Below are 21,727 nucleotides of genomic sequence, written 5' to 3' on the forward strand. Positions count from 1 at the left end.
ACGGGGTCCTAGTGTCGGGCCAGCGGGGCGCCGGGGTGCGTCCCCGCCGACCGGGGGGTCGCCGTGGGCGGGTGGTACGCCGAGCACGCCGCGGGGACGGGACGCGCGCCCGCCCTGTGGCTGCTGGTCGGTTTCGCGGTCGCGTTCGCGCTCACGCGGGCGGTGACGCGGCGCATCCGCGCGGCGCGCGAGCGGCCCGTCCCGGCGGGGGCGCCGCGCCGGCAGCTGCTGCGCGACGTGAGCATCGGCGGTGTGCACGTGCACCACCAGGTGTGGGGCATGGTGCTGCTGCTCGTCGCGGGCATGCTGCAGTTCCGGTACGCGCCGGGCACCCCGTGGACGGAGGTGCTGGCGCTGCTGTTCGGCGTCGGGGCCGCGCTGGTGCTCGACGAGTTCGCGCTGCTGCTGCACGTCGACGACGTGTACTGGGCGGCCGAGGGTCAGCGGTCCGTGGACGCGGTGCTGCTCACGCTCGTGCTCGGCGGCGCGCTGCTGCTGGGCACGTCACCGATCGGCGTGAGCCGCGACGACGCGTCGTCGGGGTGGGAGCTGACCCTGCTCGTGGTCGCGCACGTGGGGTTCGCGCTGGTCTGCGCGGTGAAGGGCAAGCTCCCGACGGCGATGGTCGGGCTGGTCGTGCCGCTCGTCGCGACCGTCGGGGCGCTGCGCCTGGCCCGGCCGACCTCGCCGTGGGCGCGACGACGCTACGACGAGCGCCGGCTGGCCCGGGCCCGTCAGCGGTTCGACCGGTACGACGCACGCGTCGAGCGCGTGCGAGACCTCGTGGGAGGACGCCCGACATGACCGACGCACCCGCACCCGCCGACCCGCAGCCCTGGCTGCTGCGGACCGTGCTGCCCGCCACGCAGCGCCGCACCGCCGCCGAGCTGGCGGACGAGCTGGACCTCGGCGCCGCCGGGGCGCACGACAAGCGGTCGGCGTTCTGGACGATGCTGACGCTCGCGTCGGTCGTCGCGACCGCCGGCGTGCTGGGCGACTCCACGGCCACCGTCATCGGCGCCATGATCATCGCGCCGCTGTCGACGCCGATCATGGGGATCGCCCTGGGCGTGGCCACGGGCTCGCGCCGGACGTCGTTCCGGTCGATCGGGTTCGTCGCGGCGGGCACGGCGCTCGTGGTGGCCGTCGGGGCCCTCGCGTCGGTGGCCGTCCCCGCGACGTCCGACCTGCTGGCGAACAGCCAGATCGCCGCCCGCACCTCCCCGGGCCTGCTCGACCTGGTGGCGGCCATGGCGACGGGCGTCGCGGGTGCGGTGGCGCTCGCGCGGCGCGACGTCGCCGCGGTGCTGCCGGGTGTCGCGATCGCCATCTCCCTGGTCCCGCCGCTGGCCGTGGTCGGCGTCTGCCTGGGCCGGGGCGCGGTCGGCCTGGCGCTGGGCGCCCTGGTGCTGTTCGCGTCGAACCTGCTCGCCCTGGTGCTGGCCGGCACGCTGCTGTTCGCGGCCGTGGCGGCGGGCGGCGGCCGTGACGGGCGGCGCGGCGAGCACCGGCGCGCGTACGTCGCGATCGGCGCCCTGCTGCTGGTGGTGGGGGTGCCGCTGCTGGCGAACACCGCGGCCGGCTACCTGCTGCACGTGCTGACCGCACGCGTGCAGACCGCCGCCGACGCGTGGGTGCAGCAGGTGCCCGGCGCCGAGGTCGTCGGTGTCGACCTCGTCTCCGACGAGCTGCACGTGCAGGTGCGCACGCCCGACCCCGACCCGCCGGTCGCCAGGCTGCTCGACGCGCTCGAGGGCCAGGTGCCCGCGGGCCTGGACGTCGTCGTCGTCACCGAGCAGGGCGAGCGCATCGAGGTCGGCACCACCCGCTGACGCCCCGGTCACGGCGCCGGGTCAGCGCGCCACCGACCGTGCGACCGTCGCCACGTCGCCCGGGCCCAGGTCGGGCACGTACGCGCGCACGAGGGCCAGACCGACCGCGGGCAGCGCCGACTCGTCGGGCACGACCAGGTGCAGCGGCTCGTGCCGGGGGTGGAACTTCTGCTTGAACGCGTGCAGCGACGAGAACCCGTACACCGGCTCGAGCCGCCCGGCCAGGAGGGTCAGGGCACGGTCGACGGGCGTCGGGCCGCCCGGCGACGTCAGCTCCCCGGCCAGCGGCGCACCGGACAACGACGCCACCAGCGCACCCTCGTCGCGGAACGTCAGGCACGCCTGCGCGATGAGCAGCTCCATGGTCGGGCGGGCGGCGTCGGGCGCGCGGCGCATGACGTCGAGCGTCCAGCCGACCACGGCCCCGCCGTCGCCGTGCACCGGCAGCCAGCTCGTCACGCCGTGCACGCGCTCGTCGGCGTCGACGGCCAGGCCCACGCGCACGGCCGGGTCGAGCGCCTCGCGCACCCCGCCGAGCGTGAAGCCCATCTCCGGCAGGTCGGACTCCGCGACCCACGCCGCCGAGAGCACCTCGACCTGGGCGCGCAGCCCGGGCGCGGCGTCCCGCAGGGTGACGAGGCGGTGCTCCAGGCCCGTCTTCGCGGCCTGGTTCAGCGCCGTGCGCACGTTCTGCCACGGCTTGCCCCGCAGCTCCAGGCCCGGCAGGTCGACGAGCGCCTCCTCCGCGACCTGCACGACGAGCCAGCCGCGGGCCCGCGCGACGTCCGCGACCTGTGTCGTCGCGGAGAAGAACGCCGGGACGAGGCCCGCGTCCACGGCCGACCGCGCGAACGCCTCGACGACGCCCGCCCGGTCGGCCGCCGGCGCGACGGGATCGCCGAGGACCAGCGCGACGCCCGCGTGCCGCTGGTACGCCACGTAGCCGTCGACTCCCGGGGCACGCCACCAGGTCAGCCCCGGCCACGTGGTCATCCACGCGATCCGGCTCGCCGAGCCGGTACGCGCCAGGACGCGGCGCGCCTGGTCGGCGTCCAGGTCGTCGGCGCCCCCGACCGGGGCACGCCGTGCGGCGAGGAAGTCGGCACGGCGGGTGAGCAGCAGCGCCAGCGTCGCGACGTCCAGGGCGAGGGAGACGACGAGCGCCGCACCGGCCGGGTCGGGCTCGCCGACGAGCTCGAACGCGACCAGCAGGGTCGCCGCGAGCAGCCCGCCCACCGCGGTGAGCGTCACGGCGACCCGCCACCACGCGCGCCTGCCCCGGCGCAGCCCGGCGGCGACGGCCAGGTCGAGCGTCACGGCGACGGCTGCCGACACCGCCGACCCCGTCCCCAGCGACCCCAGGGGCCCGGCCTGCGGCGCGGCGACGGCGGTCACCACCACGACCACGGCGGACACGAGGAAGTACCCGGCGGCCACCGACCGGGTCGCGTGCGGCGTGTCCGGCGCCGGCGCCCGGTCGCGCAGCTGCCCCGACCAGACGGTCCCCGCCAGCAGCCCGACGCCGGCGCCGACCAGGTGCACCACGTCGGCGAACGCGCCGAGCACGACGGCCAGCACGCCGACGAGCGCGAGCAGCACCGCGAGCGCCCGGCCGCGCCACGGTGCGCGCAGCGTGAGCACGGCCGCCGCGGTGGCGGCGAGGACCCCGCCGCTGGGGCCGACGTCGAGGGTCCGGGCGGTGGTCTGCGCCCACGTCCAGGAGGTGCGGGCCAGCGCGGCCAGCAGCGCGGTGGTGCCGAGCACGGCGACGACGTGCCCGCCGACGGTCAGCACGGCGGTGCGGGCGGTCCCCAGCCTCCGCTCGGCGAACGCGACGAGCAGGAAGGCGCCCGCCAGCGTCGGCGCGTACGACTGCGGGGTGGCGGCGACGACGAAGCCGGTGACGGGCGTCCACCAGCGGCCCTCGGCGAGCGCGGGCACGCCGTACGCGACGTGGTCCCACGCGGTGGTGCCCTCCAGCGGCCGCCAGAGGGCGCCGGTCGCGACGCCCGCCACGAGCAGCGCCCCGACCAGCCCGACCGTGAACGGCACCCGCCCCACGACCTGCCGCACCCGTGCACCAGCCACGCGCCACCCCCTGGCGTGCCCGGCCGCCCGGTCGGGTCGGTCGGGTCGCTCACGAGCATGCCGCGACAGGCGGCGCGGCGTCGAGGGGTCCGGGGCGGGCCGGCGTCAGGCGGTGCGGCGGCTGCGGGCGCGCAGCGCCCACCAGACGATGCCGCCGGCGAGCACGGGCACGCCCACGACCCCCAGGCCGATGGCCAGGAACATGCCCAGCACGGAGCCGAAGATGTTCCGCAGGAACGGTGCGAAGTCCCGGTCGGGGGCGAGGAGGACGTGCGCGTCGGCGACGCTCGCGGGCGGTACGGCGACGGTGTAGGTGCCGGTCTCGGGGGCGGTGAACGCCCCGACGGTCTCGGCCGACCACTGCCCGACGGTCGACTCCATGTCGACGCCGGGCGACCGGTCGGCGGCCACGACCTCCCCGGACGGGGTCTGCAGGAGGACGTCACCGTCGAGGGTCGCTTCGTCGGCGTCGGCGGGGACGACGAGGTGCACGGCGTACCGCTCGCCGGCCTCGAGCTCGACGGTCCCGGCGCCGGGCGCGTCGATCTCGGCGACCACGGCGTCGCCGGCCCGGCCGTCGAGGCGCAGCACCCCGGAGGACGCGGTGCCGACCAGCAGCACGGTCGTGGCGACGCCGGCGACGACAGCGCCGACCAGCAGGACCGCACCGACGACGGTGAGCCAGACGGGTCCGACGAGCGAGGGCCGGCGCGCCGCCGTCGCCGGTGGGGTCGCGGGTCCGGGCGGCGGGGTCGGGGTCACGTCGCCACGGTAGTCCCGCCGGGGTCTACGGGAGGTCGCTGTGGCGCAGGACCGTGCGCTCGCCGTCGGGGCCGGTGGCCCGCAGCGCGAAGGTCGCGTCGGCCACGTCGAGGTCGAGGGTCACGTGCTCGCCGCCGGCGGTCCAGCGCAGGGTCGCGCGGGTGCCGTCGACGTGCCACGCGTGCTCGCCGGCGAAGGCCGGGTGCGCGGCGCGCAGGCGCAGCGCGGCGAGCTGGGCGCGCACGACGGGTCGGGCCAGGGCGGCGTCGACCTCGTCCGGGGTGTACCGGTGGCGGTTGACGTCGCGACCCACGCCGGTGGCGGCGAGCAGGTCCGTGTCGTTCCCGCCGGCGAGCAGGCCGACGTAGTAGACCTGCGGGACGCCGGGCACGAGGAGCTGCACGAGCCGGGCCAGCAGGTAACGGCGGTCGTCGCGGGCGAGCGCGTCGTAGAACGTGCAGTTGACCTGGTAGAGGTCGAGGTTCGACGCGGCGGCGCCGGTCGCCAGCCGCGACGTGCCGCCGGACGCGTCGTGGATCGCCTCGACGAGCGCGTCGATCTTCTCCGGCGCCAGCAGCCCGGGCTCGCCGGGGCGCAGGTCGGACGGGCCGACGTCGACGATCCCGATGCCGTCGTGGGTGTCCAGCACCGTCACGGCGTTGGTCGGGCGGATCGCGAACCAGCCGGCGAGGGGCGCGAGGTCGGCGGCGGTCAGCGCGTGCAGCACCAGCGGCGGCAGCGCGAAGTCGTAGACCAGGTCGACCGAGCGGGCGATGTCGATCTGCTGGGTGTGGTGCCCGTGCACCTCGACGAGCACCTGCGCGCCGCGGGCGTGCGCGAGCTCGACGATGCGCGCGGTGTATGCGTCGGTCGCCGGGGTCATGAAGCAGTCGGTGCCCGCCTCCTTGCCGGTGTACCCCACGGCGTCCAGGCGCAGCATCCGCACGCCTCCGGACGTCAGCGCCTCCACCACGTCGGTCAGGTAGTCCCACGCCTGGGTGGTGCGCAGGTCGATGTCGACCTGGTCGGGCGTGAACGTGGTCCACACGAGCCGGCGCCGCCCGCCCAGGGTCATGACGGTGAACGGCAGGCCCGGCCGGGGACGGTAGATGCGCGCCAGGTCCTCCTCGGTCGCGCCGTCGGGGAACACGGCGTCGAGCGTGAGGAACATCGGCGCGTGCGGGGACGCGTCGCCGCGCTCGCGCACGTCGACGAACCGCTCGGAGTCCGCCGAGACGTGGTTGACGATGACGTCGGCCATGACCGTTCGGCCCGCGGCGAGGGCGCGCACGTCGTCCCAGGTGCCGAGGCGGGGGTCGACCTGCGTGTGGTCCTGCGGGTCGAAGCCGGCGTCGGCGCCGTCGAACGGCGGGTAGAACGGCAGCACGTGCACGCCGTCGAACGCGCCGGCCAGCGGCCCGTCGAGCAGGGCGCGCAGGCCGCGCAGGTCGCCGGCGAGGCGGTCGGCGTAGGTGATCAGCTGAGGTCCGTGGTGGGTCACGGTGCGGGCTCCGTCGGGGTTCGTCGACCGGGGTCGGGGCCGCGCCGCCCTCCCCGGGGGGTGTGGGGAGGACGACGCGGCGATCAGGAGGCCGGTGCGGTGCTGCGTCGCAGCAGCCGGTCCAGCCAGCGGGTGCGCGCCTGGCGCGCGTCGATCGAGAGGGCGGCGTCCGGCACGAGGCCGTCGAAGCCGTGGCAGCCGCCGGGCCACACGTGCAGCTCGGCGTCCCCGCCGTCGGCCCAGATGCGGGCCGCGAACTGCACGCACTCGTCACGGAACGTCTCGGCGGAGCCGACGTCCACGTACGCGGGCGGCAGCCCGCCCAGGTGCCGGGCGCGCGCGGGCGAGGCGGTGGCCGGCGTGGCCGGGCCCCCGGCCGCGTCCCCGAGGTACGCCGCCCAGGCGGTCGCGTTCGCGGTGCGGTCCCACGTGCCGACGCCGGCCATCTGGTACCCGGACGCGGAGTCGTTGCGGTCGTCGAGCATCGGGCAGACCAGCAGCTGCCCCGCCAGGGTCGGCCAGCCGCGCTGCCGGGCCAGCAGCGCGACGGCCGCCGCCAGGCCGCCGCCGGCGCTGACGCCGGTGACGACGACGCGGGCCGGGTCGACCCCGAGCTCCTCGGCGTGCGCGACGAGCCAGCTCAGCGCCGCGTACGCGTCCTCGACGGCCGCCGGGTACGGGTCCTCGGGCGCGAGCCGGTAGTCGACCGACGCCACGGCGCACCCAGGGTGCAGCGCCGCGGCCGCCGCGACGTCGTCCGCGACCGTGCCGACCACGAGCCCGCCCCCGTGCAGGTGCAGCAGCACCGGCACGGGGCCGGACGTGCCACGCGGGCGCAGCAGCGCGACACGCACGCCGCCGCCGGGCCCGCGGGCCTCGTGCCAGGTCAGGTCGCGGGCCGCCGCCGCGGCGACCTCCGTCAGGTCCGGCGGGGTCGCCCTGGCCCGCAGACCGGCGATCTCGTCGGGCGCGAGCGTCGTCACGACGTCGTCGGGGCGCGCGGCGAGGACCGCGCCCACCTCGGGGTCGAACGGCGGGCGCGCCGTGGTGGTGCTGGTCGTCATCCCTTGAGCGCTCCCTGCATGAGCGCGGAGACGAACCGGCGCTGGAACACGAGGAACACGATCAGCGTGGGCGTGAGGATGAGCAGCGACCCCGCGCACAGCAGGGGAACGTCGGTGCCCCACTGGCCCTGGAACGCGCCGAGGGCCCCGGCCATCGTGCGCTTGGCCGGGTCGTCGACGAGCACGACCGCGAGCAGGAACTGGTTCCACGTCCACAGGAACAGCAGGATCCCGAGGGACGACAGCGCCGGGACGGACAGCGGCACGTGGATCCGCGAGAAGAGCGCCCAGGTGCCGGCGCCGTCGATGCGGGCTGCCTCGGACAGCTCCTCGGGCATCGTGACGAAGTGCGCGCGCATCCACATGACCGCGAACGGCATGTACAGGCCGATGAGCGGCAGGATGATCGCCCACCGGGTGTTCAGCAGCCCCAGGTCCCGCATCTGGTAGTACAGCGGCACGATGACGGCCTGGAACGGCAGCGTCAGGCCGAGCACGAACGTCAGGAAGATCGCGCGGTGCCCCGGCGGGCGCAGGTGCCCCAGCGAGAACCCCGCGAGGGTGGCGATGAGCAGCGCGACGGGCACGACGCCGATCTCGATGAGCAGGCTCGACCAGAGCAGCGCGCCCATGTCGGCCGCGGTGAACGCGTCGACGAAGTTCGACCAGTAGGGCGTCTCCGGCCACTCCAGGCCCGACGGGTACGTGCCGGGCGCGTGCAGCGCGGTGACGAAGAGGCTGATGAACGGGACGATCGTCACGACCATGAGCACGACGAGCAGGACGCGGCTGAGCCACGTCTCGCGGGCGGAGACGATCACCGGTCACTCTCCCTGGTCAGCCGCTGGATCGGCAGGACGACGGCCAGGACCAGCGCCATGAAGACGACGGCCAGCGCGGACGCCTGCCCGACCTCCCGGCTGAAGAAGCCGAGGTAGTAGATCTCCAGGCCCGGCACGAGCGTGGAGTTCGCCGGCCCGCCCTGGGTCGAGATGTAGACGATGTCGAACGCGGCGAGCGCCGAGATCACCGTGACGGTGACGCAGACGCCGATCTCCTGCCGGACGCTGGGCAGCGTGATCGCGAAGAACTCGCGGACCGCGCCGGCCCCGTCGATGCGTGCCGCCTCGTACAGCGACGGGTCGATCTTGGCCATGCCGGCGAGCAGCAGGAGCATGCACAGGCCGAGCGCGACCCAGGCGCCGATGACGCCGACCGCGGGCAGCGCCGTGCTCGTGTCGCCGAGCCAGGCCCGGGTCAGCGCGTCGAGCCCGATGCCGCGCAGCAGCTCGTTGACCAGGCCGTCGGACGCGAGCAGCCAGGTCCACATGATGCCGGCGGCGACGAGCGGGATGACCTGCGGCAGGAACAGGACCGTGCGCGAGACCAGCGCGAGCCGGCTGGTGGCGAACTTGCGGATCGTCGCGGCCGTCAGCAGGCCCAGGAGGACCGGGACGAAGCTGAAGTAGACGATGAGCTCGAGCGCGTTGCCGATCGACCCGAGCATCTCGGGGTTGTCGACGAGCCGGCGGTAGTTCTCGGCACCGACCCACGTGGACTCGGTGACGCCGTTCCAGTCGTAGAAGGAGTACTGCACCGTCAGCACCAGGGGGCGCAGCACGAACGCTGCGTAGGCCACCGCCGCCGGGACCACGAGGCCGAGCGCCACCCAGCCCCGGCGCAGGCGCCGTGCCCGGAGGGCACGGCGCCTGGCCTCGGCGCTGGTCGACGACTGCTCGGAGACCTCGCGGCGACCGGTCGTGCCGGTCGTCCGCGTCTGCATCATCAGCCGCCGATCTCGCTCTCGTAGTCCGCCTGGACGGCCGCGAGCAGGCCCGCCGCGTCGATCTCGCCGGCCACGAGCTTCTGCAGGTTCGGGGTCCAGCTCTTGGCGTAGATCGCCCCGGTGGCGTTCGCGATGAACTCCATCGCGCCGTCGTCCTCGCCGATGGTGGCGCCGGCCGCGAGGGTCTGAGCGGTCACGGTGTCGTCGGCGACCTCGGGGAGGAACGCGTCGGCCGGGCCCATGGGGTGCGAGCCGCCGACCTCGACGGAGATGGTGCGGGCCGTCTCGTCCGTCGCGACCCAGTCGAGGAAGTACGCGGCGCACTCGGGGTGCTCGGCCCGAGCGGAGATCCCGTACGTCAGCGGCGCGGACATGGCGCCGACCTCGCCGCCCTGCTCGACGGGCGGCACGAGGAAGAACCCGACGTTGCCGGGCATCTGGGTGTCGAGGTTCCCCGACTCCCAGTCGCCGTTGAAGATGAACAGGCTCTCGCCGTCGATGAAGCGGCTCATCATCATCGAGTAGTCGAGGGAGTTGACGTCGTCGGCGAAGTAGCCGGCCTCGATCCACCGCTGCAGGTGCGCGGCGGCCTCGACGGTCGTCGGGGTGTCGATCGTCGCGCCGGGCTGCTGGTAGGTCCAGGAGTTGATCTCCGCGGGCTCGCCGTACGAGGCCATGAGGCCCTGGAGCGGGAACGCGAGCCCGCCCGTGGCGCCGCCGTTGAACTGCGCGATGGGCGTGATGCCCGCGGCCTTCGCCTTCGCGAGCGCGTCGTCGAGCTCGGCGAGGGTCTCCGGGGCGCCCGTCATGCCGATCTGCGCCGCGAGCTCCTTGTTGTAGAAGACGCCGGTCATCGAGAAGTTCAGGCCCATCGCGTAGAGCGGGCCGCTGCCGCGGCGCCCGTCCTCGTCGACGCGCATCTGCTCGAGCTGCGACGCGGGCCACTCGTCCCAGCCGAAGGCCTCGGCGGCGGCGTCCAGGTCGTAGAGCAGGCCGTCGGCGGCGAGCTCGGACACCTGGGGCAGGCGCATGAGGTCGGGCGGGTTGTCGGCCAGCACGCGGGGCGCGTTCTGGGTAATGACGGCGAACTGGTCCTCGCGCACGTCGAACGTGACGTTCGGGTGCTGGACCGTGAACTCGTCGAACAGCTCCTGGGCGAGCGGGAAGCCCGTCTCCACGTAGGCGCTGAGCGTCACGTCCTCGGTGCCGCAGGTCATGTCGCCCGTGGCCACGGCGTCGGCGGTGCCGTCGTCGGTCGTGCTCGCGCCAGGTGCGCTGCACGCGGTCACGGTGATGAGCCCCGCGAGGCACACGGACGCGGTCGCGACCGCGCGCCGGGACCTTCCAGTCGTTCGAGACACCGGTGTCTCCCTTTCGTCCGTCGGGGCTCCCGGAGGGGGTGGGAACCCCGTGCTAAATCGGCTTAGCATGAGGATGCTCGCCACTGGACGGGGTGGCTGTCAAGGCGACGGGAGGTCACAGATGCATCACGCACCGCGGACCGCCGCCCGGTCCCGGACGCCCGCCCGGGCCGCACCCCGACGGGTGCTCGCCGAGGGCGCCGGGCGTCGACCCGGGCCGCGGCACCCTAGGATCCGGGCGACGGGAGGACCGACGTGAGCCGCAGACGCGTGACCCTGGCGGACGTCGCACGCACCGCGGCGGTGTCGTCGACGACGGCCTCGCTCGTGCTGTCCGGGCGCGGCGACGAGCTGCGGATCTCCCAGGCCGTGCAGGACCGCGTGCGCGCCGCGGCGGCCGAGCTGGGCTACCGGCCGAACGCCGTCTCGATCGGCCTGCGCAAGGGCACGACCCGCACCCTCGGGCTCGTCTCCGACACCGTCGCGACCTCCCCCATGGCCGGCGACATGATCAAGGGCGCCATCGAGGCCGCCCGTGACCACGGCTACATGCTGTTCATCGGCGAGACCGAGGGCGACCCCGCCACCGAGAGCGCGCTCATCGAGGCCATGCAGGACCGCCAGGTCGACGGCATCGCGCTGACCTCGATGTTCACCCGCACCCGCACGGTCCCGGCGGCGCTGGAGCTGACGCCCACGGTGCTGCTCAACACCCTCGCCGACGGCCCCACCCGGGCGCCCGCCGTGATCCCCGACGAGCTCGAGGCCGGCCGCGGTGCCGCCCGCCTGCTCCTCGAGCACGGCCACCGCGAGGTCCACCTCGTCGGCGCCGGCCCCCTGCCCGAGCACATGCCGCCCGACACCGTCGCCGGCGTCGAGCGGCTGGCCGGCATGCGCGAGGTGCTGGCCGCGGAAGGGCTCGCCCCGGCGTCGGGGCGCGTGTGCGACGCGTGGGTGCCGGCCCACGGGTTCGCCGCGATGCAGGAGCTGCTCGCCGCCCCCGGGCCACCGCCCCGCGCCGTCGTCTGCTTCAACGACTACCTCGCGTTCGGCGTCTACCAGGCGCTCGGCGAGGCCGGTCTGCGCGTGCCCGACGACGTCTCCGTCGTCTCGTTCGACAGCTACCCCATCGCCGAGTGGGTGCGCCCGGGCCTGACGACCTTCGAGATCCCCCACGAGCAGCTGGGGCGGCGCGCGGTCGAGCTCCTGCTCCACGAGATCCGCACGCCCCGCGGCGACCAGCCCACCGGCCCGGGCCCCGTGCACCGCATCCCCATGCCCCTGCGCGTCCGCGGCTCGGTCGCCCGTGCCTGACCCGCGGAACTGCGCGAACCTCATCTTGACCAGATAGACCAGGATGGCCATGCTGGTGTGATGAGCGAGATGAGCATCTACGACGCGAAGACGCACCTGTCGCGCGTCGTCGCGCTCGCCGAGGCGGGCGAGGAGACGGTGATCACCAAGCACGGCCGCCCGGTGGCCCGCGTCGTCCCGCTGCACCCGCGCGCCGCCCGCCGGACTCCTGGCGCCCTGCGTGGTCAGATCACCATGTCGGAGGACTTCGACGACCTCGACGCCCAGGACCTGGCGGACTGGTACGGCGCGTGAGGATCCTCGCCGACACGCACGTGCTGCTGTGGTGGCTCGGCGACGACCCGCGCCTGCCCGACCGCCACCGGACGTCGCTGTCGGACGGCGCGACCGAGGTGCTCTACTCGGCCGTGAGCATCGCCGAGATCGCGATCAAGACGTCACTGGGCAAGCTCGTGGCACCGGCGGACCTCGTGAGGGCGCTCGACGACGAAGGCTTCACCCCGCTCCCGCTGCGGCCCGCGCACGCGGCCGCGCTGCGCGACCTCCCCTGGCACCATCGCGATCCCTTCGACCGCATGCTGGTCGCCCAGGCGATGGTCGAGGACGTCGCGCTGGCCTCGGTCGATGCGCGCGTCGCCGCGTACGACGTGCGCATCGTCTGACCGCCTCGCCGCTGCCCCTCGCAACCCCCTCAGTGCTCGGTGTGGCCCAGGTCGGGGGCGTCGACCAGGTGCAGGGCGCCGTCGGGGGCGCCGAGCAGCTCGAGCACGACGACGCGGTCGCCGCGGCCGGTGACCAGGGGACCCGGCGCGTAGAGCGTGGTCTGCGGCCCCTTCGACCAGTACCGGCCCAGGGACGTGCCGTTGACCCAGACGACGCCCTTGCCCCACCCGCGGGTGGAGACGAACAGGTCGGCGACGGGCAGGTCGGCCTCGTAGACGGTGAACGACGGGCCGGGCAGGGGCGCGTGGGTCGCGGGGGCGTCGGACGCCAGGCCGGGGGCCGCGGCGATCGCGTCGACGTCCACGGGCAGCACCCGCCAGCCGGTCAGCGGAGCGCCGCCGAGGGTCGCGGGGCCGATCAGCCCCTTGGGCTCGCCGATGCGGGGGCCGTAGTTGACGCGGCCCTGGTCCTCGACGAGCACGTCCAGGCGCGCAGCACCGGCGGGCAGGGTGATCGACGTGGCCCGCTCGGACCGGTCGACGACGCCGACCTGCCGACCGTCGAGGAACACCTGCGCGCGGTCGCGGACCTCGCCGAACGCCAGCACGGCGGGGGCGTCGAGGTCGACGTGCGTGCGGTGCAGGACGAAGCCGTGCGCGGCGCCGACCTGGTCGTGCGTCGGCACGTCGTGCGCGTCGACCCAGCCGTCGAGCCCGGCGACCGCGGTCCACAGGTCGACGGTGCGACCCTGCGGCACCGTCAGCGCGGGCGCGGGCCGGCGGGTGGGCGCGGTCTCGTCGGCGAGCGGCGTGTAGCGGCCGAGCACCTCGCGGAACGCGTCGTACTTGGCGGTCCGGGTGCCGTCCTCGGCGATCGGGGCGTCGTAGTCGTACGACGTGACGGTCGGCTGGTAGACGCCCTTGTCGTTGGCGCCGTTGGTGAACCCGGCGTTGGTGCCGCCATGGACCATGTAGATGTTCACGGACCCGCCGGCGGCGAGCAGCGCGTCGAGGTCGGCGGCCGAGGCAGCGGCGTCGGTGGTGTGGTGGTGGGCGCCCCAGTGGTCGAACCAGCCGCACCAGAACTCCATGCACATCAGCGGCCCGGTGGGCTGGTGGCGGCGCAGGATCTCCAGGCGCTCGGCGGTGCGCGAGCCGAAGGTCGCGGTGCGGTGCAGCTCGGGCAGGCCGCCGCGCTCGAGCATCGCGTCGTCGGCCTGGTCGCACGTCAGCAGCGGCACGTCGATCCCCTGGGCGCGGTTGATCGCGACGAGCGCGCGCAGGTAGTCCTTGTCGTCGCCGTAGGCGCCGTACTCGTTCTCCACCTGCACGGCGATCACGGGCCCGCCACGGGTCACCTGACGCTCGGCGACGATCGGCAGCACGTGCTCGAGGTACTGCTGCACGGCCTTCATGTACGTCGGCTCGTTGCGGCGCACGCCCACGCCGGGCATGGCGAACAGCCACGCGGGGAACCCGCCGTTGTCCCACTCGGCGCAGATGTACGGGCCGGGGCGCACGATCGCGTGCATGCCCTCGGCGGCGACGAGGTCGAGGAACCGGCCGAGGTCGCGCGGCCCGGTCGTGTCGAACACGTCGGGCGTCGGCGCGTGCACGTTCCACGCCACGTAGGTCTCGATGGTGTTGAGACCCATGAGGCGCGCGGACCGGATCCGGTCGGCCCACAGGTCGGGGTGCACGCGGAAGTAGTGCAGCGCGCCCGAGAGGACCTGGTGCGGCTGACCGTCGAGCAGGAAGTCGTGCTCGCCGATCTCGAACGTCGGCATGGGTGCCTCCTGGTGGAGCGGGCGCGGGAAGGGTGCGGGAGCAGGACGCAGGCGGTGGCGCGGGGGTGCGCCACCGCCTGCGTGGGGCCGGTCAGTCGACCGTGAAGCCCTGGTCGTTGCCGTATGTGATCGAGGCGTCCTGCCAGTCGGCGAGGCCGTCGGTGATCGTCGTGCCGGAGACGTACGCCTGGCCGACCGTGTCGTTGAAGATCGAGTTGGCGTAGACCTGGAAGGGCAGGTACTGCCAGCCCTCGACGACGTCGGCCGCCGACTGCGCGAGGACCTCGTTGATCTTCTGGCCGCCGAAGTACTCCGACTCCTGGCTCAGGAACTCCTCGGACTCCAGGTCCGCGACGGTCGCGGGGAAGCCGCCGCCGTCGAGACGGATCTGGACGCCGTCGCCGGCGGACGCGAACTCCAGGAAGTCGTACGCCAGGGCCTTGTTCTCGGAGGCCTCGGTGACGGACATCGCCGACCCGCCGTTCTCGGCGGTGTCGGACGCGCCCTCGGTCCACTGCGGCATGGGCGCGACGCGCCAGTCGCCGGCCGCGTCCGGCACGCCGGACTCGAAGTTGCCGGGCATCCAGGCGCCGATGGTCAGCGTGGCGATGCTGCCGTCACCCAGGCCCTGGTACCACTCGTCGCTCCACGACGAGATGGGGGCGACGAGCTCCTCCTCGACGAGCTGCTGCCACGTCTCGGCGAAGGCCGTCGAGCCCTCGTCGGTGAAGTCGATCGTCACGTCGGTGCCGTCGACCGTGTAGGGCTGGCCGCCGGCCTGCCAGATCATCGACGTCGTGAAGCCGGCGTCGCCGGTGTCGTTGGTGATGTAGATGCTCGGGTCGGCCTCGTGCAGCGCGCGGGCGGCCTCGACGTACGCGTCCCACGTCTCGGGGACCTCGATGCCGTGCTCCTCGAACACCGTGGCGTTGTAGAACAGCGCCATCGGGCCGGAGTCGAGCGGCAGGCCGTAGATGCCCTCGCCCTGCTGGACGGCGCTCCACGGGCCGGGGGTGAACGTGCCGTCGAGCTCGGCGGCGCCGAGCTCGCTGACGTCCGCCAGGGACTCGCCGATCGCGAACTGCGGCAGCGCGTAGTACTCGATCTGCGCGAGGTCGGGCACGCCCGAGCCGGCGGCGATCGCGTTCTGCAGGGCGGTGTACTGGTCGTTGCCGGTGCCGGCGTTGACGACCTCGATCGTCACGCCGTCGTGGGCCTCCATGTACGCCTCGGCGATGGGCTCGACCGTCGGGTCCCAGGCCCAGACGGTGAGCTCGCCGCCCTCCTCGGCCGCGGCCTCGGGGTCGGCCGTGCCGCCGCCGGAGCACGCGGTCAGCGTGAGGGCGAGCGCGCCGGCCACGGCGGCGCCGCGCAGCGCCGTGCGGCGCAGGGTGGTGCGGGTCGAGCGGGTCATCAGGTGTCCTCCAACGTCGTCGTACGGGAACCGGAGAGGGGGTCGGTCGGGGCGGGGCGGGGGCGCGGGGCCCTCACTCCTTGACGGAGCCGGCCGCGAGGCCGGACTGCCAGTAGCGCTGCAGGAAGAGGAAGGCGACCACCAGCGGCACGATGGTCAGCACGGCGCCGGTGATGACGAGGTTGAAGATCGCCTCGCCGCCCGCGGTGGCGGCCTGCGCGTTCCACGCGTTGAGGCCGAGCGTCAGCGGGTACCAGTCGGGGTCCTTGAGCATGATGAGCGGCAGGAAGTAGTTGTTCCACGTCGCGACCATCGTGAAGAGCAGCACCGTGACGATGCCCGGGGCCAGCAGCGGCAGGCAGATCTGGGCGAACGTGCGGGCCTCGCCGGCGCCGTCCATGCGGGCGGCCTCGAGCAGCTCGGTGGGGATCGCCTCGGCGGCGAAGGTCCACATCAGGTACAGCCCGAACGGCGAGATCAGCGACGGGATGATGACCGACCACGGGGTGTTGGTCAGGCCCATCTGGCTGAACATGAGGAACGTGGGCACGGCCAGCGCGGTGCCGGGCACGGCCACGGCGCCGATGACGGTGGCGAACACGCCCTTCTTGCCGGGGAAGTCGAACTTGGCCAGCCCGTACCCGCCGAGCACGGCGAGCGCGGTCGCGCCGCCGGCACCGAGCACCACGTACAGGAGCGTGTTGGCGAACCAGCGCACGAAGATGCCGTCGTCGTAGGTCAGGGTCTGCCCGATGTTGCTGAACAGGGCGAACGAGTCGCCGAACCACAGGCCGAAGGACGAGAACAGGTCGGCCTGCGTCTTGGTCGCGTTCACGAGCAGCCACGCCAGCGGCAGCAGCGAGTAGACGAGCACGATCCCGGTGAGGACCGTCAGCAGCGGGCTGCGGCGGGGACGGTCGGCGGAGAAGCCGCGGGCCCGGCGCAGACGCGGCCCGGTGGACCGGCGGGGGGTCACGGTGGTGGTGGTCATCGCTCACGCCTCCTTGCGCATGCCGCGCAGCTGGACGACGTAGGCGATCACCATCGTGAGCAGGCCCATGATGATGGCCACGGTGGCCGAGTAGTTGTACTGCTGGCCGGAGAAGGACAGCGAGTACGCGTACAGGTTCGGCGTGAAGTACGTGGTGATCGCGTTCGGCGCCAGCGCCTGCAGGATGCTGGGCTCGTTGAACAGCTGGAAGCTGCCGATGATGGAGAAGATGGTCGCGATGACGAGCGCGCCGCGGATCGCGGGGAGCTTGATCGCCCGGATCACGCGCCACTGCCCGGCGCCGTCGATCTGCGCCGCCTCGTACAGCGAGGTGGGGATCGTGCGCAGCGCGGAGTAGAAGATCAGCATGTTGTAGCCGACGAACTCCCAGGTCACGATGTTGCCGATCGCGGCGAGCACGAGGTCCGGGGCGAGCGGGTTCGGCAGCGCGACGCCGAGGGCGTCGTTGATGTTGCCGACCAGGCCGAACCGGGTGCCGTACATGAAGCCCCACATGAGGGTGGCGACGACGGCCGGCACGGCGTAGGGCAGGAAGATCGAGATGCGGAAGAAGTCCCGCCCGAACAGCCGCCCGGAGTCCAGCGCCAGCGCCACCAGCAGGGCGATGCCGAGCATCACGGGCACCTGCACCAGGAGGAAGAGGCTGACCCGCCCGAGGGCCGCCCACAGCTGGGCGTCGCCGAACGCGCGGGCGTAGTTCTCGAACCCCACGAACGTCGTGCCGCCGATGAGCTGCGTGCGGAACACGCTGAGGTAGATCGAGTACGCGATCGGGGCGAGGAAGACGAGGGCGAAGACCGCCATGAAGGGGCCGACGAACCCCCAGCCGGACCACGAGCGGCGGCGGGCGGGGCGCGGCGTCGGGCCGGCGGAGACGGCGGCCGCGGGCGGCACGGCGGTCTGGGTCACGGGCACTCCTTCGTGGCGCCGAGATGTTGACGTCACCATTGGCGGGTGCAGGAACGTTCGCACCCCGCGCCGGGGGCTGTCAATCCGGACGACGGCGCTCCAGGTCACAAGATGGTGACGTCACCATCCGTCATGGCAGGACATGACGGGTGGCACCCGATGGTGACGTCGCCATGGCTATGCTGTCCCGCATGTCGCAGGGGACGCACGCGCGGGGCCGCACCGGCCCGTCCATCGCCGACGTCGCACGCCTGGCGGGCGTCTCGCAGCAGACCGTGTCCCGGGTGTCGACGGGCGCCACCAACGTCCGTGCGCAGACCCGCGAGCGCGTGCTCGCCGCCATGGACCAGCTCGGCTACAGCCCCAACCACGCGGCCCGCGCGCTGCGGTCGGGCTCGTTCGGCACGATCGGGCTGATCGCGCACCGGCTCACCCGTACCGGGGAGTCGCGCACGTTCGAGGGCGTCGTCGAGGCCGCCCGGCAGCACGGGTACACGGTGACGCTGGTCGACGTGCGCACGCCGTCGTCGTCGGACGTGTCGGACGCCGCGCGGCGCCTGGGCCACCAGGCCATCGACGGGCTGGTCGTCATCCGGGCGGAGGACGCCACGCCAGCGACGCTGGCGCTGCCGCCGCGGCTGCCCGTGGTGGTGTCGGACTCGCGGTTCATCGGGCACCACCCGGCGGTGGGTACCGACCAGGCCGAGGGGGCCGCGCTGGCGGTGCAGCACCTGCTCGACCTGGGTCACCCGACCGTGCACCACCTGGGCGGGCCGGAGGACTCGACGCCGGCCCGGGTGCGGGCCGACGCGTGGCGCACCCGTCTGCGGGCCGCGGGGCGCGAGGTCCCGGCCGTCGTGCACGGCGACTGGTCGGCGGCGTCGGGGTACGCGCACGGCGCGCGGCTGGCCCTCGACCCGGACGTGACCGCGGTCTTCTGCGCGAACGACGAGATGGCCGCGGGCCTCGTGCGGGCGCTGCACGAGCACGGGCGCGACGTGCCGGGCGACGTCTCGGTGGTGGGCTTCGACGACATCCCGATGGCGGACTACCTGTGGCCGCCGCTGACCACGGTGCGGCAGGACTTCACGGCGATCGGGTCGGAGCTGGTCGAGCTGCTGATGCAGCAGATCCGTGAGCGCACCACGCTCAGCGGGCACCACGTGGTGGTGCCGACGACGCTGGTGGTGCGCGCGAGCACGGCGCCCCCGCGCGCCCGGTAACCGCTCCCCGGCGCGTCCCGGGGACCAGACGTACGTCCGACCAGGTCATAGCACCCCCGGGGAGCGGGTGAACCTGCTGGTCTCCTGCGTCACCCGGGGTCATGCTGGTGCGGTGGACGGTCATCGACGCCCGTCGGGACCGTCATGTGCGACGGGGTGACGGCTGGGGGGAACAGACCGGGTGGTCGAACGGATCAGCGCTTTCGACAGACGCGCGGGCGGGGTGGCGGTGGCCGCCTGGTCGGTCGTGCTGCTCGTCCTGGTGTCCTTCGGGCTGACCGTCGCGACCGTCCAGGCGGGGGCCCGGACGGACCAGGAGACGGCGGCGGCCCGCACGGTCGTGCGCGACGCCCGCGAGGTCCAGGCGGTCCTGCTCGACGCCGAGACGGGCCAGCGCGGCTACCTCATCACGCAGGACAGGAGCTTCCTGGAGCCCTACGCCACGGCCGACGCCCGGCTCGCGCAGGCGCTGGCGTCCCTGGAGGCGGCCTCCGACCAGCTCGGCGGCGTGCACCCCGGGCTGCTCGAGGTGCTGGCGCGCGTCAAGCTCGACCACCTGGAGACCGCGGTCGAGCTGACGAAGCGGGGACGCGCGGACGACGCCGCCACGCTGGTCGCGTCGGGCGCGGGCAGGCGGGTGATGGACGACGTGCGGGACGAGGCGGCGCGGGTGATCGCCGACGCCGCGCAGATCGCCGACGCCGGTGCGACGCGGTCCGTGCGGCTGCGGGCGCTGGCCACCACGACGGGCGCGCTGTCGGTGCTGAGCGTCCTCGCCCTGGTGGTGCTGCTGCTGCGGCACCAGACGCGCCTGGAGCGCGAGCAGGCGGCCTCCGAGCTGGAGGCCCGCGAGGCGGTGGGACGCCTGGAGCGGCTGTCGACGCAGGACGCGCTGACCGGGCTGATGCTGCGGCGCCCGGCGGAGGAGGAGCTGGCCCGGGCGCTGGCGCGCAGCCGCCGCGACGGGACGGGCCTGGCGGTCGTGCTGTGCGACGTCGACCGGTTCACCGAGCTGAACTCGCGGCTGGGCAGCGGCGGCGGGGACGCGGTGCTGGTCGCCGCGGTGCAGGCGCTGACCGCGATGACGGGGGCCGCGGACCTGCTGGCCCGGGCGGGGCCGGACGAGATCCTGCTGGTCGTGGAGCCGGTCGCGTCGGTGGCGGACGCGGAGCAGATCGCGCGGCGGGTGGCCGAGGCCGTCGAGCTCGACGTCGAGGTCGACGGGCAGACGGTGGCGACGTCGGCGTCGGTGGGGCTGGTGGTCGTGGGCCTGGGCGTGGACCCGCCGGGCCCGGCACCGGGCGTGCCCGCGACGACGGCGCAGGTGCTCTCGGCGGCGGACGAGGCGACGAACGGCGCCAAGCAGGCCGGCGGGCGGCGGGTGCACCTCTTCGACCCCGCGACCGACGTGGTGCGCGGTGCGCACTACCGGATCGTCGGCGAGCTGCGGCAGGCGCTGGAGGACCCGGCGGCGGGCGGGCTGTGGGTCGCCTACCAGCCGCTGGTCGACCTGATGGACGACCAGGTGTTCGCGTTCGAGGCGCTGGTGCGCTGGGAGCACCCGGACCGCGGGCCGCTGCCGCCGGGACAGTTCGTGCCGCACGTCGAGGCGTCGGAGCTGATCGTCGCGCTCGACCGGCACGTGCTGCTCACCGCGACGCACCAGGTGGCGCACTGGAACGCCGAGCGCCGGCGCCGGGGGCTGCCGCCGCTGCGGGTGTCGGTGAACTGCGCGCCGCGCACGCTGGCCGACCCGGGCCTGGTCAGCACCGTGAAGGACGCGCTCGCCGAGTCGGGGCTGGCGCCGACGTCGCTGGTGCTGGAGATCACCGAGAGCGCGGTCGTGCAGGCGACCCGGGTGGTCGCGGACCGGCTGGCGACGCTCGTGGACCTGGGCGTGACCATCGCGCTCGACGACTTCGGCACGGGGTACTCGTCGTTGTCCTACCTGACGCACCTGCCGATCGGGATGATCAAGATCGACCGCTCGCTGGTGCAGGACCTGGGCTCGTCCGCGGCCGACGAGGCCGTGGTGTCGGCGATCTCGAGCCTGGCGCGGCGCCTGGGGCAGGTCGTGCTGGCCGAGGGCGTCGAGGACCAGACGCAGCTGGACCGGGCGATGGCGCTCGGGTGCCGGTTCGCCCAGGGGTACCACCTCGGCAGGCCGGCGCCGGCGCGCGAGCTGACGCTCGTGGCCGTCCCGCTCGCCGTGCCGCACGTCCGCGCCGGCTGAGCGGGCGACCCCCTCCCCACGCCGGGGCCGGGGGGTCTAGCGTCTGGCCATGCGGGTGGTGGCGGTCTTCAGCGTCAAGGGCGGGGTCGGCAAGACGACCGCCGCGGTGAACCTCGCCTACGAGGCGGCCGCGCACGGCGAGACCCTGCTGTGGGACCTCGACCCGCAGGGCGGCGCGACGTGGCTGCTGGACGTCAAGCCGAAGCTGCGCGGCGGCGCGCCCGCTCTGGTCACCGGTGCCACGCACCCCGTCGCGGGCGTGCGGCAGACGGCCTGGGAGACCCTCGACGTGCTCCCCGCGGACGGCACGTACCGGTCGCTGGACGTGGTGCTGGACGACGCGAAGCGGTCCCGCAGCCGCGTGCACCGCACGCTCACGACGCTCCGGGGCACCTACCGCACGGTCGTCCTGGACTGCCCGGCGGGCTCGTCCCTCGTCGCGGCGAACGTGGTGCGGGCCGCCGACGTGGTGGTGGTGCCGCTGGTGCCGGGGCCGTTGACGCTGCGCAGCCTGGAGCAGGTGCGGCAGGTCGTGGCCGAGCGCGACCCCGCCCCGCCGGTCGTGGGGTTCCTCAGCATGGTCGACCGGCGGCGCGTCGCGCACCGGCAGGTGCTGGCGGACCTGCCCGAGGGTGTCGTCGACGTCGTCGTGCCCGCCGCCGCGGTGGTCGAGCGCATGGGGGCGGAGCGGCGCCCCCTGGCCGCGTTCGCACCCGGCACCCCGGCCGCCCTCGCCTACCGCCGCCTGTGGAAGAAGGTCCGCGCAGCCGCGTGAGGCG

General features: G+C 74.4%; 19 protein-coding genes. 8 read left to right on the top strand and 11 right to left on the bottom strand.

The annotated features are described in order from the left end of the window. Positions 1–63 precede the first annotated feature (63 nt). Positions 64–804, top strand: coding sequence for a hypothetical protein (locus FBY24_RS05370; protein WP_142158719.1), 741 nt, complete (start codon positions 64–66; stop codon positions 802–804). Further along, the gene (locus tag FBY24_RS05375) at positions 801–1,832 is read left to right on the top strand and encodes a TIGR00341 family protein (RefSeq protein WP_142158721.1); all 1,032 of its coding nucleotides are present in this window, start codon (positions 801–803) and stop codon (positions 1,830–1,832) included. Before FBY24_RS05370 ends, FBY24_RS05375 begins: the two co-directional genes overlap by 4 nt. 21 nt (positions 1,833–1,853) lie before the next feature. On the opposite strand, the gene FBY24_RS05380 is transcribed toward FBY24_RS05375, so the two are convergent. The 7 genes from FBY24_RS05380 to FBY24_RS05410 all read right to left on the bottom strand — a co-directional run bounded on the left by FBY24_RS05380 (position 1,854) and on the right by FBY24_RS05410 (position 10,394). Beyond that, a complete protein-coding gene (locus FBY24_RS05380; RefSeq protein WP_142158723.1) occupies positions 1,854–3,920 on the bottom strand; it encodes a bifunctional lysylphosphatidylglycerol flippase/synthetase MprF in 2,067 nt (688 codons plus the stop codon). Between the two features lie 105 nt (positions 3,921–4,025). Then, positions 4,026–4,682: a hypothetical protein gene (locus FBY24_RS05385; RefSeq protein ID WP_142158725.1), complete on the bottom strand. Its 657-nt coding sequence runs from the start codon at positions 4,680–4,682 to the stop codon at positions 4,026–4,028. Positions 4,683–4,707: 25 nt separating this feature from the next. After that, entirely contained in the window at positions 4,708–6,183 is a 1,476-nt protein-coding gene (gene gtfA, locus FBY24_RS05390) for a sucrose phosphorylase (RefSeq protein WP_142158727.1), read from the bottom strand. 83 nt (positions 6,184–6,266) lie between these two features. Next, positions 6,267–7,247, bottom strand: a complete 981-nt coding sequence (locus FBY24_RS05395; protein WP_142158729.1) for an alpha/beta hydrolase — start codon at positions 7,245–7,247, stop codon at positions 6,267–6,269. Then, entirely contained in the window at positions 7,244–8,068 is an 825-nt protein-coding gene (locus tag FBY24_RS05400; RefSeq protein WP_140459343.1) for a carbohydrate ABC transporter permease, read from the bottom strand. The genes FBY24_RS05395 and FBY24_RS05400 overlap by 4 nt, the downstream gene beginning before the upstream one ends. Next, on the bottom strand, positions 8,065–9,033 hold the full coding sequence (locus FBY24_RS05405; protein ID WP_142158731.1) for a carbohydrate ABC transporter permease: 969 nt from the start codon (positions 9,031–9,033) through the stop codon (positions 8,065–8,067). Before FBY24_RS05405 ends, FBY24_RS05400 begins: the two co-directional genes overlap by 4 nt. Beyond that, complete coding sequence (locus FBY24_RS05410; protein WP_255432237.1) at positions 9,033–10,394, bottom strand: ABC transporter substrate-binding protein; 1,362 nt, start codon at positions 10,392–10,394, stop codon at positions 9,033–9,035. The genes FBY24_RS05405 and FBY24_RS05410 overlap by 1 nt, the downstream gene beginning before the upstream one ends. 255 nt (positions 10,395–10,649) lie before the next feature. Between FBY24_RS05410 and FBY24_RS05415 the strand changes: the two genes are divergently transcribed. Genes FBY24_RS05415 through FBY24_RS05425 form a run of 3 tightly spaced genes read left to right on the top strand, consistent with a single transcriptional unit; the run spans position 10,650 to position 12,370 of the window. Beyond that, positions 10,650–11,708 (top strand): LacI family DNA-binding transcriptional regulator, encoded by a 1,059-nt coding sequence (locus tag FBY24_RS05415; RefSeq protein ID WP_255432238.1) that lies wholly within the window; start codon positions 10,650–10,652, stop codon positions 11,706–11,708. 60 nt (positions 11,709–11,768) lie between these two features. After that, on the top strand, positions 11,769–12,002 hold the full coding sequence (locus FBY24_RS05420; protein WP_222117208.1) for a type II toxin-antitoxin system Phd/YefM family antitoxin: 234 nt from the start codon (positions 11,769–11,771) through the stop codon (positions 12,000–12,002). Beyond that, positions 11,999–12,370, top strand: coding sequence for a type II toxin-antitoxin system VapC family toxin (locus tag FBY24_RS05425; protein ID WP_142158738.1), 372 nt, complete (start codon positions 11,999–12,001; stop codon positions 12,368–12,370). Before FBY24_RS05420 ends, FBY24_RS05425 begins: the two co-directional genes overlap by 4 nt. A 29-nt stretch (positions 12,371–12,399) precedes the next feature. Here FBY24_RS05425 and FBY24_RS05430 read toward each other — a convergent pair whose 3' ends face one another. The 4 genes from FBY24_RS05430 to FBY24_RS05445 form a co-directional block, all read right to left on the bottom strand. Next, complete coding sequence (locus FBY24_RS05430) at positions 12,400–14,157, bottom strand: beta-galactosidase family protein (protein ID WP_142158740.1); 1,758 nt, start codon at positions 14,155–14,157, stop codon at positions 12,400–12,402. 91 nt (positions 14,158–14,248) lie between these two features. Further along, complete coding sequence (locus FBY24_RS05435; RefSeq protein WP_142158743.1) at positions 14,249–15,571, bottom strand: ABC transporter substrate-binding protein; 1,323 nt, start codon at positions 15,569–15,571, stop codon at positions 14,249–14,251. A gap of 73 nt (positions 15,572–15,644) precedes the next feature. Next, positions 15,645–16,562, bottom strand: coding sequence for a carbohydrate ABC transporter permease (locus FBY24_RS05440; RefSeq protein ID WP_142158745.1), 918 nt, complete (start codon positions 16,560–16,562; stop codon positions 15,645–15,647). Positions 16,563–16,565: 3 nt separating this feature from the next. After that, positions 16,566–17,531 carry a carbohydrate ABC transporter permease gene (locus tag FBY24_RS05445; RefSeq protein WP_142158747.1) on the bottom strand — a complete coding sequence of 322 codons (966 nt, stop codon included), beginning with the start codon at positions 17,529–17,531 and terminating at the stop codon, positions 16,566–16,568. 152 nt (positions 17,532–17,683) lie between these two features. On the opposite strand from FBY24_RS05445, the gene FBY24_RS05450 reads away from it, so the two are divergent. From FBY24_RS05450 to FBY24_RS05460, 3 genes are all read left to right on the top strand, one after another. Next, a complete protein-coding gene (locus FBY24_RS05450) occupies positions 17,684–18,715 on the top strand; it encodes a LacI family DNA-binding transcriptional regulator (protein WP_255432240.1) in 1,032 nt (343 codons plus the stop codon). A gap of 229 nt (positions 18,716–18,944) precedes the next feature. Continuing rightward, the gene (locus FBY24_RS05455; protein ID WP_142158751.1) at positions 18,945–20,948 is read left to right on the top strand and encodes a bifunctional diguanylate cyclase/phosphodiesterase; all 2,004 of its coding nucleotides are present in this window, start codon (positions 18,945–18,947) and stop codon (positions 20,946–20,948) included. A gap of 49 nt (positions 20,949–20,997) precedes the next feature. Next, positions 20,998–21,723: a ParA family protein gene (locus FBY24_RS05460; protein ID WP_142158753.1), complete on the top strand. Its 726-nt coding sequence runs from the start codon at positions 20,998–21,000 to the stop codon at positions 21,721–21,723. Positions 21,724–21,727 lie beyond the last annotated feature (4 nt).

Origin of the sequence: Cellulomonas sp. SLBN-39 (assembly GCF_006715865.1) — a bacterium.
Lineage (GTDB): Bacteria > Actinomycetota > Actinomycetes > Actinomycetales > Cellulomonadaceae > Cellulomonas.